Raw genomic sequence first — 18,963 nt, forward strand, 5'->3', positions numbered from 1 at the left:
ATAAAGACAGTAGGTGTTAAAGAGTAAATGCTCGCATCACGTCATTGTCATCTCACATTAGTGTCATTACGCATCTCACAGGTAATGAAACCTTGCGTCCATGCTGATTAAATGACGTAAAAATAGCTTAGATGATGAATGGACTAAGAATGGCTGGGCTGCGGCTGTTTATCCGCCATTTGTTCGCCTTGTTTTTCGCGTATTTTAACGATTTTACGCACTTTATCGCGAGCACGAGTTTGCTTGAGACGTGATAAATAATCGACGAATATGACCCCATTTAAATGATCCATTTCATGTTGGATGCATACCGCGAGTAAGCCTTCGACTTCTTCATCGATTTTTTGACCATTCTCATCTAAGGCTTCAATACGCACTTTGTTCGGGCGCTCGACACTGTCATAGACTTCAGGTACGGACAAACAACCTTCTTCATAGGGCTGTTTCTCTTCTACCAATGGTGTCACCTTGGGATTGATAAAAACTCTAGGGCTATTTTTATCTTCAGACAGATCCATAACGATGAGCTGAATATGGCGATCCACTTGCTTGCCGCCAAACCGATACCTTGTGCCTCATACATCGTCTCAATCATATCAGCGATTAAGGTTTTGATTTCAGCAGTCACTTCCTTAACAGGCGTAGCAATAGTGCGCAGGCGCGGGTCTGGGTAATTTAAAATAGGGAGTAAAGCCATAACGCTCACCTCAATGATAGGGATAAAATAGGGTTGATATTATAGGATAAATGGGGACAAAAGTAATGCTTATCAATACTTTCGCACAATTATTGCTTTTTATCATCGTAAAAAATCAAGGAGGTCGCTTTTATTATAGGCATAAAAAGGCCCTGCAATTCGCAAGGCTTTTTAATTTATATAAGCTAGATTAGATGTAATCTGACTTGCATAAGTAGAGTTGCTTTTTAGTAAATTGAGTTTAGTAAATCAAGTCACTTCTGAGTCATTAAAGTTACTTTGTGCAACCAAAACATCTGAGCAAAAGTGCAAAGTTATACGCCACGTTTGCTCATAATCATCTCATAGATAAATAACAGGATGATCGCACCGATTACTGAGAATATCAAACCAGTAAATCCGCCATCAGCATTGATACCGATAAGACTAGCTAAGAATCCACCTAATAAAGCACCGACGATACCCAATACAATGGTCATTATCCAGCCCATCGGGTCACTGCCTGGCTTGATAGCTCTTGCCAATAAACCTGCAACCAGACCTACAATAATCATCCAAATAAAGCTCATATTATTCTCCTAATTTATTATCATTTATAATAGTTAATCAATTTTGATAAGCCCATTGTAAGCACTGTATAGACGTAAAGGTAAGCGCGAAATGTTACCAGTGTATGAGCTATGTGAGGAAAATCCTAGATTTGCTAATATGCAGGTAGAATAGGTAAATGAAAGGTTACAAAGGTAGTGAAGTCGAAAACGCCGTTTATATATTAAAGCATTTTTGGATATCGACGCTCCCTAATACTGATACTCTCTATAGTAATCGCAAGTAATCAGAAAAAGTTGATCATAAAAAAACGTTGCTCATTTATAATAAGCAACGCTCTTATTTGACACCAGAACTAGACCAGCTAGATTGTTTGTTGCGTAGCTTTATTAAGTGGCTTTATTACGTAGCGCAGTTAGTAAACGTTGATGAATACCTTCAAAACCGCCATTCGACATAATCACAATGGCGTCACCCGCTTTTGCGTGCATGTCGATATGCTCGATGATAGCATCGATACTAGAGAGCACCTGTTGGTTGCCCATGTTAGGATTTGCGCTATTGGCATTTTCAATGACTTCTTTTAGACCCCACTCCAGTCCTGTCGGCTCGTACCATAAGGTATGATCGGCGAGAGCAGCAGACTCAGCCAAGCTGTCTTGATGAATGCCCATTTTCATGGTGTTACTACGTGGTTCAATAATCGCCCAAATGCGTCTGTCCGCCAGTTTCTTCTTGGCACCGTCTAAAGTAGTAGTAATGGCTGTAGGGTGATGGGCAAAATCATCAAAGACTAAGATATCATTGACATCGCCAATCAGCTCCATCCGACGCTTAATGCCAGCAAATGCTGATAACGCCGCGCACGCAGTTTTAACACTGACGCCGATGTTATAAGCTGCTGCGACAGCAACCAAGGCGTTATTCACATTATGCATGCCGCTCATCGACCAGTCGACGACGCCTGTGGCTTCTTCATCAGCAACATCAGCCGCAAAACTAACCGCAAATTGACCACCATCTTCGCTGATAAGTTCAGCCTGCCATTCGCTGTTATTGTCTAAATCCTCATCTTCTACATTAGTAGCGTTTGCTGCTGAATCCAGTACGGCTGTCCGCCAAACGGGTGTCCAAACCCCTTTCGCTAACGTCTCCTCTAAGCTGGCAGTCGCTGTAGGCATAATGATTTTGCCCGTACTTGGAATCATGCGCACCATATGATGGAATTGGGTCTGAATAGCCTCAAGATCCGCAAAAATATCCGCATGATCAAATTCTAGGTTATTTAAAATAGCCGTACGCGGACGGTAGTGCACGAACTTTGAACGCTTATCAAAAAATGCAGAATCATATTCATCTGCTTCGATAACGAAATAGCCAGTATTTACCGAATCGTCATTATCAATTTTATCCGCACCCAAATAACTGCTGTGAGCGAAGACGTGCTGTAAATGCTCATCAGTGGTATCAACCAGTGGCACACCGCCGATTAAAAACCCAGTGTCGATACCCGCATAGTGCAATATCCAAGCGAGCATAGTCGTCGTCGTGGTTTTACCGTGAGTACCGGCAACGGCTATCACATGACGCGATTGTAATACCTGCTCAGATAAAAACTGTGGTCCTGAGGTATAGCGTAGACCTGTGTCCAGCATATATTCGATGACATCCATACCGCGCTTCATGGCATTACCAACGACGACTAAATCTGGTGCTGGTTGTAAATGCTCTACCAGATAGCCTTGCTCAATAGTCACGCCCGCGTTTTCCAGTTGGGTGGACATCGGCGGATAAACGTTGGCATCTGAGCCCGTGACCGTATGTCCAAGCTCGCGCGCTAGCAATGCCAGTGAGCCCATAAAAGTACCACAAATACCAAGAATATGAATATGCATAGACGTTCCGTACGAGCTTAAATTAAAAGAATAAAAATGGAGCATTATCCCAAAAGTTACCGATATTAACCGTGGTTTATTCTAGGATATGCTCAACCTAATGATTATCAGTCTTGGCTATAATTAAAATATTATAAATGGTGACGGCGTTAACCGTGCTTCATGTACCAAACGTACTATTGACGCCCGCTTGCCTTACCTCTACTTTATATTGCTTCAACCCTATATTCTGTCACAAAAACAGCATAGGATCGCCAAATAGCAGCGTCGAAAATAAGCACTTATTGTAAAGTAAACACCGCATGATGACCAATAAAAAACGCCCAACAAGTAGGCGTTATTAAAAGGATGGTTTTGCTCATTGAGCATCACTATATTCAGAGCTTCTAAAATTTAGAGCCTCTAAATATTTATGCCGCTATTTTATTATTTGCGCGACAAGGTATAGTCATTGTTAGGTTTTTTATGTTCATCCATTAAGATAAGATGATTGTCTTGAATATGATACGCTTCAATGTTTTTGTCTTCATAGACAATCGTAATCATATCATTGTCTTGACGATAAACACCAGGCTCAAACAGGGTGCATTCGGCATTTCGGGGTTGTTATCTATACTGGTTTTTAGCACTGAACCATCAGCGAACAAATTCAATGTAATATCAGTGCTATCACAAGATTTACAGGGTACCATGCCACCATAATCGCCCATTAACGTGGCTTGTAACGTGCCATTACGCGGCTCTGAGCGTGTCAGCGATTGATGGGAATTTGCACCGTTACTCGATTGGGCAGCCGCAATCAGCGATTGTCCTTCTGACACTTTATCTAGCTCACTACCCGCATTTAATAGATTGGTCTCTGACAAGTTCTCTGCGCTAGCTTGTGCGCTGTTCTCTTCTACATGATCGATAGGGGCGACCTTAGTCGTCATACCTTTATCGCCGCTAGACGAGGTACTATCACAGCCGATGAGCAGCACACAGAGGGGCAGCGCTAGCAAACAACGACCACCACGTTTGAGAATAGTTAGCGTGTTAGAACAAGTAGGCAAAAAATATATCATGGTCACACCAAAAAACAGTTTTTTAATAGTCATTCCAAATGATTATCGACACTATCGACAACTCAATACGTTGTCAAAAAGGAAAGATAATAGGAGTTATAAATGTTTAAATTAGAGTAGAAGACTACGAGACTACAAGTGCCATCTGAGGCTAGGCGGCGAGAAGAAGCTATCGGTAGCCTATCGCCAATCAGTCAACAGTGATGGATATTTAAAACGCTATTTTACCCATCAAAAAGCAAATAAACTGTGTCAAGATATCAAAGGTTAAAGATATCTCTGTGGCCTTTTTGTTATGATAGGTTTAGCCATGAGCTAAGAATAATGGTTTAACATTGATAGATATGACGAACCAAAATTATCGGATATATTTAATAGTGGCTCATTAAAGAACAGACGTTTAGTAATAAACACGCCTGTTAGTTTGGAAAAATGGATCTAGCAAAAACAAAGGATATAGCAAAAAGCAACGTAGGGGCTAATTCGCTATCAAGCAAGGCGGCTAGGGGCAACAGGTCGTAAAATACGCCATAATATTAACCCGTGTACCACCAATAGCAGACTAAATAGAATCAAAGATTGTTCAGGAATGCTCAGTCCCATAAATGTCCACTCAACAGAGGCACATTCGCCAGAACCTGCAAAAACTTCTTTAAATACTTGCAAAATGGGTAGCGTATCTAACCAATAATCCAGCCCTGGGCCACAAGAAGGTACTTGATCGGCAGGTAGATGTTGTAGCCAAACATGACGTCCAGCCACGGCAGTCGCCCAGCCGATACCTGCTAAGCTACCAAGCCATAATACCAGTCTAACTGCCTTAGATTTAGGGTTGAATAATGCGGCTATCAAAGCAAAACTGCCCATGATTATGAGGCCAATACGCTGAAAAATACACAATGGGCAAGGCGAAAATCCCATATAGCGCTGTAAAAAAAACAGCGCAAAACTCATACCTATTACGGCTATTATCACCAAAAATATTTGCAAATTGCGGTAAGTGGTCAGCTTTAGCATCGGGCAGTTACTCTTATAAAGTAGTCATCTATACACGTTAAGTGGCGGTCAGAATTTAGTATTCAAAGCTTAGCAATCAAAGCTCAGCAATCAAAACTTAGCGATATTGCTGTAAAAATCCCATAAAATCTTCAGTTTCGGCTTTTTCAATCTCAGCTTGCTGTAATATTGATTTTTCTGCCAACACTTCATATTTGGCTTGGGTGTTTGGGCTAAGCGTTTGCTGTAATAAAGACTCACGATGCTGCTGCGCCAAGGTAAAGCCAAGCTGCCATAAGCTGCCTAAACGCTGACTATCAGAGTTTACTTGTGCTGAAATAGTCGATTCTGAGTGCCCTGCTTTGCCTTGCATTAACGCGACTGCTGCACGGTAATCGTTGCCGCCATAATGCGCATCAAGTAGCGCGGCAAGTGGTTGCATACGTTCTAAATGCACCAGCATCCAGCTCTCAAGCAGTTGCTCTTCGCCGTTGTTTATAATGTGTAAGCCTTCGCGTCGACCTTCGTTTACCACGCGCTCAAGATTGATGGCTAGGGTCTCTTCTTCCTCAGGTAATAGATCAGGTGAGTCGCTCAGCAGACAGTACAGCGCCATAACCTCTAAGAAACAGGCGCTAGACAGACGAATACCGACATCGCTATAAGGGTCTAGATCGATTGCACGGAACTCAACATAGGCGATACCGCGGCGCTCTAATGCTTCGGTCGGTGTCTCGCCACTCATCGCGATTTGTTTGGGACGAATAGGGCTATAGTATTCATTTTCTATTTGTAAAATATGATTGTTGATTTGGATAGGGTTGCCATCGGCATCATCTAAGCCAAGCTTGGCAAAGCTTTCGTGCGGAGTCTGAATCGCACGGCGCAGTCCATCGACATACTCTGGCAGATAGTTATAACGAATATCGAGCTGTTCTTGCACACTATTGGTATAACCGAGCTTGCCCATACGTAGGCTAGTGGCAGCAGGCTTATAATAAGTTGAGTCGTTCAGTAGCTCTAAATCATGCTCACGACCAGCTAAGAAACAAGGACAAACGCTAGGCTAGCACCCAGTAAATACAGTACCAAACTGGTCAAACGCTTAAAGTTACGGATGAGCCTAAGTACTTTTCGTTTTTAAATTCTGTCAGGGTTTGCGCTTGTGCAGCAGGTATTTCAGCTTGCCAAACTTCAAATAACCCGTCGCCAAAAGACAAGTTATAATGCAAACCTGCAATTGTTTGCATGCGGCGACCATAGCGAATACCAAGCCCGCTACGGTATAGCGTCTTGAGCTTACCCGTATTAGAGCTGCCATAATCAGCCAGTGGGATGTCTTCATCATTCGATGACAGCATACAAGGCATAGACAGCGGCCACATCAGCTCACCTTCAGGCATGGCTTGATAGACCAATACATGCAACTGACGCAGCATGTTTAGCGTCTCTTTTGGTGAGGTTTTGGGGTCAGTAATTAGCTCAAGTAGGCTTTCTGAATAATCAGTTGTGATAAACGGATGGGTGAGCTTTGAGCCAAGTTTGGCTGGATGCGGCGTCTGAGCCAAGTAGCCATCGGGTCTTACGCGCAGACCTTCTTTTTCGATACCGCGGAGCATGCCCGTTAAATGCTTGCTATCAAACCAATTAGGAATGTCAAAATTCACAAAGCTACTCGCAAAATTACTCATAATAGTCATCTATTGTTATTTATTATGGCGGCTCAAAACACGACTGGCGTTTGACCATAATGAAGGTAAATATTGGATTAAGAATGCCGTCAGTTTAGCTCAAAGCTGCCCTGAAAACCACGGACAATTACAAATACGATAAGCTTTACAGGCGCTCATTCATCTTGATTTTAATAGGTATTTCCATAAAAAATTTTATGCACAGCGCGTTACTGTTTTCTAAAAAACGCATAAAACAAGAAGCATCTACCTACGAGATAGATGCTTCAAAAGTACGACGTTAAGCGGTTTATGATAGCGTTGACTAACGAGGAAGGTATCTTGATCAAAAGTCATGCGTCTCGCCAACTTAAATAGAGAAGGATGAGCCACAGCCACACGTGGTGGTGGCATTTGGATTGGTGACGATAAAGCGTGCGCCCTCTAACCCCTCAGTATAGTCAACGGTAGAGCCTTGTAAGTACTGATAGCTTAGTGAATCGACGACCAAGGTCACATCGTCATTATCAAAATTGGCATCGTCTTCATTGAGCTCATTGGCGAAGTTAAAGCCGTAAGAAAAACCTGAGCAGCCGCCGCCCGTCACATAGACACGCAACATCAGATCGCTGTCGCCTTCTTCTTCACGTAGACGGCGCACCTTTTGTGCAGCGCTATCGGTTAAGCTTAAAACAGTTGGGTCTACTGGCTGGCTGGCGCTTGGATTAAATTGGTTGGCTGATTCGTTCATATCTACCTCAGTTGCTAGGATCAAATGCGGTCGTCCAGTTAGGGTTTGCAATGAAATAGTTGCAAATAAAGATACGCACGGCGTTTGATTCAATTGGGTGCTGTTATTATGGCGCTGCTATTGGTATGACTAATGGCGCATTATAAATATGATATCTGTGTCATTACAACGATTTGGTTGATAACGGGCACTTATTTCATCGCAGTATATCATAATGGGGGTATTGATTCGTTTGTCAAGAGTGACGCTACTGGCTGAAGGTGGCTGATTGATACTAGTGGTTATTATCCCCATAAACTCATGCTAAGAGAAAGACTTTTTGTGCGAATAAACACTTGGTTTTGAAATAGTTATTTAATCGTTTGCCTATGGGGCAAGCGTTTGAAATAATAGCCGCCAGTTAACATGCCAGATGTGTGTTTTTTATTGCCTTATATTTTATATTACTGTTGAGTTGAAGAGATTATATGATCGAATTTAAAGACGTTGGTGTTCGCCGTGATGGTCGTGAGTTGTTTGCAGGGGCAAGCTTCCAGCTACATCCGGGCCACAAAGTTGGCTTGACGGGCAACAACGGCACCGGCAAATCTACTTATTTGCCTTATTGTTGACGCGAATGGGCAGAGGAGATACCGAGGTCACGCTTGATAGAGGTGAAGTCAGTATTCCTGATAGCTGGCATGTGGCACACATGGCTCAGGAAGTCGGCGCTACGACGCAGTCTGCAATCGATTATGTATTGAGCGGTGATGAGCAGTGGTATGAGATTAATGCTTCTTTGAATGATTTGAGTAGCGTCAGTGATGAGCAGATCGGGGTATTGCATCAGCAATTTGATGAAATTGATGGCTATCGTACGCCGACTAAAGCGGCACAAATTATGGCAGGTCTTGGTTTTAATACCAGCCAGCATGAATTACCCGTAGAAGGGTTTTCGGGTGGTTGGCGCATGCGTCTAAACCTTGCCAAAACCTTGATGAGCCGTGCAGACTTAATGTTACTCGATGAGCCGACCAACCATTTGGATTTGGATGCGATTTTGTGGCTTGAGACTTGGATCAATGCCTATACTGGTCTGGTCATCGTCATCTCGCATGACCAAGCTTTTTTGGATGCTACGGTCGGTCATATCTTGCATGTTGAACAACAAAAAATCACTCTTTATACCGGTAATTATCAGCAGTTTATTCGCACCCGTCATGAGCGTATGGCACAGCAGCAGCAAGCGTTTGAAAAACAAGAAGCGACCAAAGCACATTTGGATGACTTTATTCGTCGTTTCCGTGCCAAAGCCAGTAAAGCTAAGCAAGCACAAAGCCGTATCAAGCAGCTTGAGCGCATGGCTGAGCTGTCACCGATGATGGCGGACAACCCGTTCTCTTTCCGCTTTTATGAGCCAGCAAATATGAGCTCACCACTGATTGAGCTGACCAAAGCGGATATTGGCTATAGCGATACGCCACTTCTATATAATGCCAATGTGCAAGTAACGCCGGATACGCGTCTTGGCTTGCTAGGTATGAATGGCGCAGGTAAGTCGACACTGATTAAAGCACTGGTCGGCGAGCTTGGCGTATTAACAGGGACGTATCGTGTTTCGGATACCTTAAAATTAGGCTATTTTAACCAGCATCAAATGGATATCTTGGATGCCAAGCCACGCCGATAGAGATGTTGCGTCGTCTAGCCGGTAAAACCTCTGATGCGATGCTACGCTCATTTTTAGGCAGTTTTGACTTCCGCGGTGAGCGTATCGATACGCCGAGTGAGCTATTCTCTGGTGGCGAGCGTGCGCGCTTAACGTTAGCTTTGATCGTTTGGCAACGTCCGAACGTTCTGGTACTCGATGAGCCAACCAACCATTTGGACTTACAAATGCGCCAAGCGTTGACCATCGCCTTGCAAGGATTTGAGGGGGCAGTGGTACTGGTTTCGCATGATCGTGAGTTGATTGCCAACGTCTGTGATGAGCTGTTTTTGGTACATGATGGTCAAATCGAGGAATTCGATGGTGACATCAGCGACTACGGTAAGTGGCTGGCAGAAAAGCGTAAGCAAGAGAACTCATCAGATAAAAGTACCAGTAAGAAGAAAAGTAAAAAAGAGAGTAAGAAATTCGTTTCACGTGAAACAGATAATGGTCAAGTGAGTAATAAAGCACCTGATAATTCATCAAAAAGTAAAGCGACGACGCCTACGCTTAGTAAAGATGCGCAGCGCAAATTGGCGGCTGAACAACGCAAACTCACCGCGCCTATTCGCCGTGAGATAGAAGAAATAGAAAAGGCATTGGCTAAAATTGATGGACAGCTTGTGACGCTTGAAGAAAAACTGGCTGATACGGATTTGTATGAAGAAGGTCGCAAGTCTGATTTGCTGTTATTACTTAACGAGCAAACGGCATTGCAGCAGCAGCACAGTGACAATGAAGAAAAACTATTGCTTTTGATGACGACATTAGAAGAAATGGAAGCGGGTTTTGAGTAGAGAGCTGTTCACTATAGTAAATAGCAGGTTTTGATTGTTTTTTAAGCTATTTTTACTTGATAAAGACAGTCACAAAAAAGGGAGAGCGCTGGCTCTCCCTTTTTTATTACGTTATTCCTTACGGTATTTACCATCACCATAAGACAGTATTTCCATTGTGGTCGTACATAACTGACAGTTTATTTGACCAGCAGCGGCTTTCGATAAATCCAAAATACGACCCCGAATGAAAGGGCCTCTATCGGTGATTTTTACGATTACACTCTGCTTTGTCTTCTTGTTGGTCACTTGTACCTTCGTACCAAACGGCAACGTGCGATGCGCAGCGGTCAAAGAGTTCATGTTGAAGATACTACCACTAGCAGTGCGTTTACCGTGGAATTGACTACCGTAATAACTGGTGTTTCCAGCAAAAACGGTGGTACTCAGCAATAGTGATAATGTGATAACCAAAGACTTGATTAAATAAGACATTTAATACCTTTAAGCAATTTATAAAATAGACAGATACACTTGCCTATGTTATTCATACTCCCTATGAGTATAAATAATATATTCATTTTACAACACATACTTTGTCATATTCTTACGGTTCTGTAAAAGAACTACCAAGGTCAAAATGCTCATTTATGCACGCTAGCTATTAAATACCAGTGATCTGTATGTAATTGTTTTAAATAATGATTTACATTGTTAATGGTATTTTTGGCTTGACTCTCTATTTTTTCATTAGGGCGAGTGTTAAATTGATATGACGTCTGTGGCTATCAAAGAATAATAATGTCAGAATCATAGAGAAATATGCCAATGCAGTGACAAAGGCGAATCATAATGTATTAAGTGCCTCAAACAACTTAAACACTGCTGTTGTTCGGCACTATTACTGGTAATATTTGTATAACGGTATTGAATTTTTATATTACTATCATTATTAGATAGACTATCGTTACCACCTGTTATGTCGCAGTTGAATAAATTTCCGTACCATATCGTTTAAAATGGGCATACCAGTATCATTAACATGCTTTTATGTTGAGGACAAAAACATGGCAGAGAAAAATTACTATGACATTTTAGGGGTCAAAAAAGACGCGTCAGCTGCAGATATTAAAAAAAGATACCGTAAGCTTGTCCGTCAATATCACCCTGATGTGAGCGATGATCCAGATGCAGACAATAAGATTGCTGAGATTAATAATGCTTACGAAACCATTAGAGATAAAGAAAAGCGTGCCGAATATGACGCCATGCTAGACAATCCCTTTGCTGGTCAAAGTGGTGGTTTTGGTGGTCAATCTGCAAGTGGCGGGCAAGGCGGCTATCGTTGGGAAGATATCAAAGATCAGTTTGGTGAAGGCGAAGCTTATGGCGATGGTGGCTTCCGCTTCGATGACATCTTTTCGGCATTTGGTCGCGGTGCACGTGGTTCAGCGGGAGGCCAATCGCAGCGTGGTGGTTTTGGCTCGCAAGATAGCAAAGGTCAAGATCAACATGCAGAGATTACGGTTGATTTGGCGTCCGTTTATAATGGCGACGACTACAGCATTAAGTTGAATGTCCCTATTCGTCAACCGAATGGCAGTGTCGAGTATGACAACAAAACGCTGAAAATTAAAATCCCTAAAGGCATCACTGATGGCAAGCAAATTCGCTTAGCAGGGCAAGGTGCCGCTGGTATTGGTGGCGGTAAAAACGGCGATTTATTTTTAAAAGTAAAAATCCGTCATGCAGACAATATCCGTATCGAAGGCGCTGATGTTTATCAAACCGTCAATATAGCGCCATGGGAAGCGGCGTTGGGTGAAAAAATCAACGTCAGTACGCCAGCTGGTACGCTTGCTGTGACTGTGCCTAAGAACAGCAAGTCTGGTAGCAATTTACGCCTAAAAGGTAAAGGTATCCCTGCTAAGCAAGCGGGTGATTTGTATCTAACCTTAAACATCGTGAACCCTGATATCAGCACTGAGGCTGCGACCCAAGCTTATGAGCAACTAAAACAAGCCTTTGCCGATATCAATATTAGTCGTTAATGGCCGCTAAAAATTACTCACATTGAAACACTGTAATAGAGATGAAGACCATACGATAACGATGAAATAAAGAGCAAACGAGGATAATAGCTATGAAACACTCGCCTGAATTTACCGACATTATCATGAGCTTGGATGAGCTGGTATCTGCCTGTGGCCAAGAGCGCCAATGGGTCATCGAATTGATTGAAGAGGACATCATCGAATATGATGTACCAGAACGTGAGCAGTTCACTGGTTATCAGCTGACGACAGTGCGCCGTGCCTCGCGCCTTAGCCGCGACTTTGAAGCCAGTGTTCCTGCGATTGGCTTGATACTTGAGCTATTGGATGAGCTCGAACAATTACGCCAATTTAGACGCCAATTAGACATGCAGACACCAGTGATTGAAATCGAAATCGATCATTTAAAATAATTTATTTCCCCTTTATTCAGTACATAAAAAATCAGCACAAAAAAGGGTCTCTAAAATGAGACCCTTTTTTTGCAAATAATATATTTAGCGTTTAACGCGCATATTTTGGATCAGCTGCTGCGGTAAACAGTACATCCGTTGAAGAGTTCAACGCCGTTTCTGCCGAATCCTGTATCACACCAATAATAAAGCCAATCGCTACCACTTGCATGGCGATATCATTTGGAATGCTAAATAAGCTTGCTGCCAATGGAATTAAGAGTAATGAACCACCAGCGACACCAGAGGCACCGCAGGCACTAATGGTTGCAACCAAACTGAGTAGCAGTGCTGAGGCAAAGGTCACTTCAATACCGAGTGTATGCGCGGCTGCAAGCGTTAAGACGTTAATCGTAATCGCCGCGCCGGCCATATTAATGGTCGCACCCAGTGGAATCGTCACCGAATAAGTATCTTCGTGTAGACCCAGTTTGCGAGCAAGGTTCATATTGACCGGAATGTTGGCAGCCGAGCTACGCGTAAAGAATGCGGTAATCCCTGACTCACGCAAGCACTTGAATACTAGCGGATAAGGGTTTTTGCCCGTTTTGATCAGTACAATAATAGGGTTAGCAATCAAAGCGATGAATAGCATACAACCAACCAGTACCATCAAGATACGCGCATAACCTGCCAAAGCCGCAAAGCCTGTCTCAGCGACGGTGTTGGCGACCAAACCCAATATACCAAAAGGTGCTAGGGCAATGACCCACTTCACCACTTGGGAGATGGCGTCAGAAAAATCACCGACCACAGTGCGTGTGGTATCACTGGCTTGGCGCAGTGCGAAACCGATGATAATTGCCCACGCTAAAATACCAATATAGTTGGCTTCAGCGATGGCATTAACAGGATTGGCAACCAGGTTTAGTAGTAGATTGGTCAGTACTTCTTTGAGGTTGGCTGGTGGGACTTGCTCAATTGTGGCGTTGACCAATACCAGTTCTGTCGGGAATAAAAAGCTCGCGCCAACAGCAGTCAGTGCGGCTAAAAAAGTGCCAAACATATACATGATAAGCACAGGCTTGACGTAAACCTCATTACCGCTGCGATGTTGGCTAATGGCCGCCATGACCAACACAAATACCAGTATCGGTGCAACGGCTTTTAGTGCTCCTACAAATAAGGTACCCAACAATCCTAAGGCAATACCGATATCTGGTGCCAACCAACCTATCAATACTCCCACTATCAAACCGATAATAATAAGTGGTACTAGACCAATGCGCTTATACATCGCAAAAAATGAATACATCCTTACCCCTACAATCTAATGAATAATAAAAGAGATCAAGCCATTTTATGTTTTTTTGCTTTACTAGTCTCATACTCGTATACAGGTAAGATTCGTAAAACAGAATAAAAATGGGTAAAGTATAACCAAAAAAAGGGCAGTTAAGCCCTTTTTTATTTTTATACCTATCAATTTAAGATGATTGGTTTGTTATGGTCGTCTTTAACAGATCCAACATTAGCGTGCATATTTTGGATCAGCAGCGGCAGTAAACAAGACGTCTGTTGATGAGTTCAATGCGGTCTCTGCGGAGTCTTGCAGCACACTAATAATAAAGCCAATAGCCACCACTTGTAGCGCAATATCATCAGGAATATTGAATAAACTGGCTGCCAAAGGAATGAGTAGTAATGAGCCACCAGCGACGCCAGAGGTACCGCCAGCACTGATTGTAGCGACTATACTTAGCAGTAATGCTGAGCCAAAGGTCACTTCAATACCGAGTGTATTCGCGGCTGCAAGGGTTAACACATTAATAGTAATAGCGGCACCTGCCATATTAATAGTGGCGCCTAATGGCAGGGTGACTGAATAAGTATTCTCATGCAACCCTAATTTGCTGGCAAGGTTCATATTGATAGGAATGTTGGCAGCAGAGCTACGGGTAAAAAACGCAGTAATACCAGATTCACGTAAGCAGGTGAATACCAGTGGATAAGGGTTTTTACCCGTTTTTAAGTATACGAGGAGAGGGTTCGTCACCAAAGCAATAAACAACATGCAGCCTATCAATACTAGCAAAATTCGTGCATAGCCCAATAGCGCAGCAAAGCCAGTATCAGCGACGGTATTGGCGACTAATCCCAAGATACCAAAAGGTGCTAGCGCGATGACCCATTTGACTACTTTTGAGATGGCATCTGCAATGTCATTGACAGTGCTGCGAGTCGTCTCGCCAGCTTGTCGTAGCGCAATGCCGATGATAACGGCCCAAGCTAATATACCGATATAATTAGCATTGGCTAGGGCAGCAACTGGATTGGCGACGAGACTGAGTAATAAATTATTCAATACTTCTTTTAAGTTTGCTGGCGGTACTTGCTCGATGGTCGCATTCACTAACGTCAATTCGGTTGGGAATAAAAAGCTGGCACCAACAGCGACCAAAGCGGCTATAAAAGTGCCTATCAGATATAAAAACAGCACCGGTTTTACATAGACCTTATTACCGCTACGATGTTGACAGATAGCAGCCATCACTAAGAAAAACACCAATATAGGGGCAACGGCTTTTAGGGCACCTACGAACAGGGTCCCCAAAATCCCTAAGGCAATACCCACACTTGGCGCCAGCATCCTATCAAAGTACCTAGTACTAAACCGATAACAATCAGCGTTACCAATCCGATTCGTTGGTACATCGCTATTAATGAATGCATTTTTACCCCTTTAGTCCATTTGGAAATAAATATTAGCTTAACAATCGTTAGCTTAACGACCGAAGGATGTTAGCATTTTTTGTGATAAGCGCCTACTGACAGATTTTATAAGGCAGTAGCAATAACGTACTTATAAGCCTCTAAGAATTTTAAAAGTCAAAATTTAAGCACAAAAAAACGCCATGACTGGCGTTTGATTTTGTAATAGAAGACTAAACTTTGAAATGGGTAAGCTCATACCCTAATTGCTGGTAATGCTTATATTTAGCGCGTCCTGCCTCAGTGCTGACCGTATCAGGTTTGATAAGCTCTAAAATACGAGTTGGCAATGTATTGCTGGTAGCATTTATAAAGTTATTAACGGGACGTATCGTAGTATTGAGTACGATACCTTTAAAATCGGCTGGCATATAGCTGGCAAGCAACACTGGTGCTAATAATTGATTATTAATATCAGTATGAACACCGTCAATATCGGCGCCTTCAGGATTAGAATCTAAAAGGCGTTGATGCGGTATAAAGCTCGTATCGTCTTGTGCCCAAAGGCTTCATCAAGCGTCGACAGCAATTCATCGTTTTTTTCGATAAGAATCAATAACGACTGGCTGCTTTTATTGAGCGCCGTCTGGGTCAGCTGACAAATAAAGCCCAAGAAATCTTGGGCTTTATTCTCAGTTAATACATAAAAGCTAACTTTCATAGAGTGGTTTTCATTGAGTGATGATTCATCAATAGATTATGCCATATTTGCACTATTTTTTAGGTATTGCATGAATAATGGCACAGGACGACCAGTCGCGGCTTTGTCTTGACCTGAAATCCATGCCGTACCAGCGATGTCTAAATGCGCCCATGCTTGACCTTCTTCTATAAAGCGAGATAAGAAACAGGCAGCAGTCACAGCGCCAGCACCTTTACCACCGATATTTTGAATATCAGCGATAGGGGAGTCAATCTGCGTTTGATACTCGTCATCCATCGGCATGTGCCAGATTAGATCGCCTGATAGGTTACTGGCGTTTTCTAAGTCAAACAACACATCTTCGTCATTACTAAAGACTGCCGAGCGTACATGACCCAACGCAACCACACAAGCACCAGTCAAGGTTGCGACATCGATGATGGCTTTTGGCTGATAATACTTCTGTACATAGCATAAGGTATCGCACAATACTAAACGACCTTCAGCATCGGTATTTAGGATTTCAACGGACTTACCGTTCATTGCTATGATGATATCGCCAGGGCGCGTTGCCTCTCCTGATGGCATATTTTCAGCACAAGCTAGCGCACCGACGACGTTGATCGGTAGACGCGCTTCACATAGTGCTTTTAGGGTACCAAGTACCGCAGCAGAACCGCCCATATCAAATTTCATCTCATCCATCGCCGCACCCGGTTTGATTGAGATACCACCTGAATCAAAGGTAACACCCTTACCAACAAGCACGATAGGGGCATCATCGTGTGCACTTTGGACATTGTCTTCGCTATTCTGTTCAGCATTTTTAGCGGCTTTTTTGCTAGCAGCTTTGGTTGGTAATTTATCGGCCAATGCTTTTAGACCGCCAGCTACTTTTGCGCTGTTGGTAGTGGCTTTGCTAGTATTGCCATCAGTATTGACGCTAAAGTTAGACTTGCCGCGATACTCCATGAGTACCAACTTACCTTCTTTGGTAGAGCCTTGCGCGACCGATAAGAAGCAGTTCATACCCAGTGCTGACATCTCGTCTTCACCAAGTACCGTTACTTTTAAGAGGTCAGGATAAGTGGCTGCCAATTCCTGTGCTTGCTCAGCCATATACGCTGGGAAACAGATATTACCCGGCTCATTGGCGACATCACGGGTCAAGCTTTGACCAGTAAAGACCGCTTGTGCAAAGTCTAACGAATCTTCTAAAGACGACTCTGCCAGTAAGTAGATGTCCGTTAAAACAGGTGTTTGCTGCTCAGATTTGTACTTGTCAAAACGATAGCTTGCTGCCAGTAGGCTCAGCGCAAATTGGCTAAACTGGTTTTCTTCTAAGCTATCACCTAACGCCACAGTGATAGAATCGACGCGTTTTTGGGTGCTCTTATAAATGGTCTTGGCAATTTTTTCTAGAACGCTATGACGCAATTTATCAACATTACCCACACCGACTAATAATAGCTGTACTGGATTTTCTTTGGTGGTTTTCTTATCACCCGCTAGCGCATAGTCAGCGACGGTTTCGCAAGCTTTGCCGTTAAAGTGTGATACTTCAATCAATTGCTCAATACGGGTTTGATAATCGCTCAATACTGACTCAGCTAAGATATTTTTCTTATCATCGATCAAAACGACAAGGCAGGCCGCGTCTTTACTTTTGGCTTCTTTTTTGAGGATTTTTTGCGTATGGGTTTTTGGCAGTGTTTGGGTTAATTTAATATTCATATATTTATCCTTATTGGGGTTATGACATTATAGTTATGACGTTAGCGCTATGAAAATGGCAGATTTTTTTAATTGCTGATACCTGTTAAATTATCAGATTGTTTGGCCAATCAAGCAATCGCAATAGTGTAGCATATTGCGAGGTGAGTGCGCAGTGAGCAAGGTTTAGGTCATGGGTTCGAACCGTTTACTAGCTATTAACTAACTCATCGGTTGCTACTAAAGCGGCAAATCTATCTTGCAGTGCTGCCATCGCGGTAGCATGCATGATATCAGCGCTGATTTTCCCTTTTTTATAGTCAGGCAGATCACGAGTGGCACAAGCATCATGGCAAACAAAACTGTCAAAGCCTAAATCAAAAGCGGCTCTCACGCTTGAGCTAACACACATATGACTCATAAAGCCTGCAAAAATAATTTGCTGTTTTTGTGCAGCTGAAATAAGTGCTTGCAGCTGGGTATCATGAAACGCATTGGGATTTTTTTTGACGATGACGGTTTCACCATCCTTTGGTTGTAATTCAGCGATAATCTCGACGTTAGATGATAAAGGATCAAAAACGTTGCCATTATCTGCGCCGTGATGGGCGATATGAAAGATAGGGACGTTCTGTTTACGAGCTTTATCTAGCAATAGTCGCGCATTTGCAAGGGCGTTCGTACCAGCTTGCCCCAATGGCATCGCCCCATCGACATATTCGTTTTGATAATCAATAAAAACCACGGCGCAATTTGACCAATCGAGCGTATCAAATTGACCGCCAGCAAGTTCAAGTAAAGTAGAAGGGGTAGAACCGAGTTTATTTGTCATTAATATTCTCCATTGGGCGAGCTAATTAGGAATTTTTAGTTTTCTCAGTTTAACAAGTAATCCTAATGGTGCGAGGGCAGTGATACGAATGACACACAAAGGTTTCCAAATGACATCAAGTAAAAATATCGTGCAAAGACTTAATAAAAAGGCTTCTTAGATAAGACAAACTAATGAGTTAAATGCTCATTATTCTTTTCATATCTTATCTATTATTAGTGAGCCATACAGCGTTATAGCAAGATGGACGCAATGTTTGCAAACACATTTCACAGCCATTTTTGAGCAAAATATGCTAGGATTAGCGGTTATCTTTATCGCTAATTTTTACAGCATGTCGCTAACCCGTCTCGCAGATATTTTCATATCTTTTACCGTTGCTTTTAGGGCTGTTTAAGTATCTGTTTAAGTATCTGATTGAGCAGCACGGTCTTGTATTTCTATTGTCCAGTTATCGGTATCAGCTATT

General features: G+C 42.8%; 13 protein-coding genes and 4 pseudogenes. 3 read left to right on the plus strand and 14 right to left on the minus strand.

Translation table 11 applies throughout. From position 1 onward, the window contains the following. Nucleotides 1-143 precede the first annotated feature (143 nt). From def to erpA, 7 genes and pseudogenes are all read right to left on the minus strand, one after another. Nucleotides 144-697, minus strand: a pseudogene (def, locus tag TT12_RS10885) (peptide deformylase). 314 nt (nucleotides 698-1,011) lie between these two features. After that, nucleotides 1,012-1,266 (minus strand): GlsB/YeaQ/YmgE family stress response membrane protein, encoded by a 255-nt coding sequence (locus TT12_RS10890; RefSeq protein ID WP_045454808.1) that lies wholly within the window; start codon nucleotides 1,264-1,266, stop codon nucleotides 1,012-1,014. A 369-nt stretch (nucleotides 1,267-1,635) separates the two neighbouring features. After that, nucleotides 1,636-3,141 carry a UDP-N-acetylmuramate:L-alanyl-gamma-D-glutamyl-meso-diaminopimelate ligase gene (mpl, locus tag TT12_RS10895; protein WP_045454812.1) on the minus strand — a complete coding sequence of 502 codons (1,506 nt, stop codon included), beginning with the start codon at nucleotides 3,139-3,141 and terminating at the stop codon, nucleotides 1,636-1,638. 542 nt (nucleotides 3,142-3,683) lie between these two features. Then, a complete protein-coding gene (locus tag TT12_RS10900) occupies nucleotides 3,684-4,193 on the minus strand; it encodes a copper homeostasis protein (protein ID WP_243443615.1) in 510 nt (169 codons plus the stop codon). 501 nt (nucleotides 4,194-4,694) lie between these two features. Next, complete coding sequence (locus tag TT12_RS10905; RefSeq protein WP_045454815.1) at nucleotides 4,695-5,222, minus strand: disulfide bond formation protein B; 528 nt, start codon at nucleotides 5,220-5,222, stop codon at nucleotides 4,695-4,697. A 97-nt stretch (nucleotides 5,223-5,319) separates the two neighbouring features. After that, nucleotides 5,320-6,892 (minus strand): annotated as a pseudogene (gene gshA, locus TT12_RS10910) (glutamate--cysteine ligase). A gap of 349 nt (nucleotides 6,893-7,241) precedes the next feature. Next, complete coding sequence (erpA, locus tag TT12_RS10915) at nucleotides 7,242-7,622, minus strand: iron-sulfur cluster insertion protein ErpA (RefSeq protein WP_045443732.1); 381 nt, start codon at nucleotides 7,620-7,622, stop codon at nucleotides 7,242-7,244. A 467-nt stretch (nucleotides 7,623-8,089) separates the two neighbouring features. Here erpA and TT12_RS10920 point away from each other — a divergent pair. Beyond that, a pseudogene (locus TT12_RS10920) lies at nucleotides 8,090-9,680 on the plus strand (ABC-F family ATP-binding cassette domain-containing protein); the annotation flags it as partial. 540 nt (nucleotides 9,681-10,220) lie between these two features. Here the strand turns inward: TT12_RS10920 and TT12_RS10925 are convergent. Continuing rightward, nucleotides 10,221-10,583 (minus strand): septal ring lytic transglycosylase RlpA family protein, encoded by a 363-nt coding sequence (locus TT12_RS10925; protein WP_045442968.1) that lies wholly within the window; start codon nucleotides 10,581-10,583, stop codon nucleotides 10,221-10,223. 572 nt (nucleotides 10,584-11,155) lie between these two features. On the opposite strand from TT12_RS10925, the gene TT12_RS10930 reads away from it, so the two are divergent. Further along, nucleotides 11,156-12,139 carry a DnaJ C-terminal domain-containing protein gene (locus TT12_RS10930; protein WP_045442971.1) on the plus strand — a complete coding sequence of 328 codons (984 nt, stop codon included), beginning with the start codon at nucleotides 11,156-11,158 and terminating at the stop codon, nucleotides 12,137-12,139. A 92-nt stretch (nucleotides 12,140-12,231) separates the two neighbouring features. Further along, a complete protein-coding gene (locus tag TT12_RS10935) occupies nucleotides 12,232-12,555 on the plus strand; it encodes a chaperone modulator CbpM (protein ID WP_045454818.1) in 324 nt (107 codons plus the stop codon). 91 nt (nucleotides 12,556-12,646) lie between these two features. On the opposite strand, the gene sstT (TT12_RS10940) is transcribed toward TT12_RS10935, so the two are convergent. The 6 genes and pseudogenes from sstT (TT12_RS10940) to TT12_RS10960 form a co-directional block, all read right to left on the minus strand. Next, complete coding sequence (gene sstT, locus TT12_RS10940; protein WP_045454822.1) at nucleotides 12,647-13,849, minus strand: serine/threonine transporter SstT; 1,203 nt, start codon at nucleotides 13,847-13,849, stop codon at nucleotides 12,647-12,649. Between the two features lie 216 nt (nucleotides 13,850-14,065). Then, nucleotides 14,066-15,267: pseudogene (gene sstT, locus TT12_RS10945) on the minus strand (serine/threonine transporter SstT). A 212-nt stretch (nucleotides 15,268-15,479) separates the two neighbouring features. After that, a complete protein-coding gene (locus tag TT12_RS17505; protein WP_243443627.1) occupies nucleotides 15,480-15,785 on the minus strand; it encodes a DNA polymerase III subunit chi in 306 nt (101 codons plus the stop codon). Further along, nucleotides 15,764-15,967: a hypothetical protein gene (locus TT12_RS17510; protein ID WP_243443616.1), complete on the minus strand. Its 204-nt coding sequence runs from the start codon at nucleotides 15,965-15,967 to the stop codon at nucleotides 15,764-15,766. The genes TT12_RS17505 and TT12_RS17510 overlap by 22 nt, the downstream gene beginning before the upstream one ends. A gap of 36 nt (nucleotides 15,968-16,003) precedes the next feature. After that, the gene (locus TT12_RS10955) at nucleotides 16,004-17,683 is read right to left on the minus strand and encodes a leucyl aminopeptidase (RefSeq protein ID WP_045454825.1); all 1,680 of its coding nucleotides are present in this window, start codon (nucleotides 17,681-17,683) and stop codon (nucleotides 16,004-16,006) included. 190 nt (nucleotides 17,684-17,873) lie between these two features. Beyond that, the gene (locus TT12_RS10960) at nucleotides 17,874-18,494 is read right to left on the minus strand and encodes a cysteine hydrolase family protein (RefSeq protein WP_045454828.1); all 621 of its coding nucleotides are present in this window, start codon (nucleotides 18,492-18,494) and stop codon (nucleotides 17,874-17,876) included. Nucleotides 18,495-18,963: the final 469 nt, after the last annotated feature.

The sequence above is a fragment of the Psychrobacter sp. JCM 18903 genome (assembly GCF_000586475.1).
Taxonomy (GTDB): Bacteria; Pseudomonadota; Gammaproteobacteria; order Pseudomonadales; family Moraxellaceae; genus Psychrobacter.

Excerpts from the sequence above, each read along its gene's own strand:
- TT12_RS10890 (WP_045454808.1), bottom strand. The coding sequence starts at position 1,266 with ATGAGCTTTATTTGGATGATTATTGTAGGTCTGGTTGCAGGTTTATTG.
- mpl (WP_045454812.1), bottom strand. The coding sequence starts at position 3,141 with ATGCATATTCATATTCTTGGTATTTGTGGTACTTTTATGGGCTCACTG.
- TT12_RS10905 (WP_045454815.1), bottom strand. The coding sequence starts at position 5,222 with ATGCTAAAGCTGACCACTTACCGCAATTTGCAAATATTTTTGGTGATA.
- erpA (WP_045443732.1), bottom strand. The coding sequence starts at position 7,622 with ATGAACGAATCAGCCAACCAATTTAATCCAAGCGCCAGCCAGCCAGTA.
- TT12_RS10925 (WP_045442968.1), bottom strand. The coding sequence starts at position 10,583 with ATGTCTTATTTAATCAAGTCTTTGGTTATCACATTATCACTATTGCTG.
- TT12_RS10930 (WP_045442971.1), top strand. The coding sequence starts at position 11,156 with ATGGCAGAGAAAAATTACTATGACATTTTAGGGGTCAAAAAAGACGCG.
- TT12_RS10935 (WP_045454818.1), top strand. The coding sequence starts at position 12,232 with ATGAAACACTCGCCTGAATTTACCGACATTATCATGAGCTTGGATGAG.
- sstT (WP_045454822.1), bottom strand. The coding sequence starts at position 13,849 with ATGTATTCATTTTTTGCGATGTATAAGCGCATTGGTCTAGTACCACTT.
- TT12_RS17510 (WP_243443616.1), bottom strand. The coding sequence starts at position 15,967 with ATGAAAGTTAGCTTTTATGTATTAACTGAGAATAAAGCCCAAGATTTC.
- TT12_RS10955 (WP_045454825.1), bottom strand. The coding sequence starts at position 17,683 with ATGAATATTAAATTAACCCAAACACTGCCAAAAACCCATACGCAAAAA.
- TT12_RS10960 (WP_045454828.1), bottom strand. The coding sequence starts at position 18,494 with ATGACAAATAAACTCGGTTCTACCCCTTCTACTTTACTTGAACTTGCT.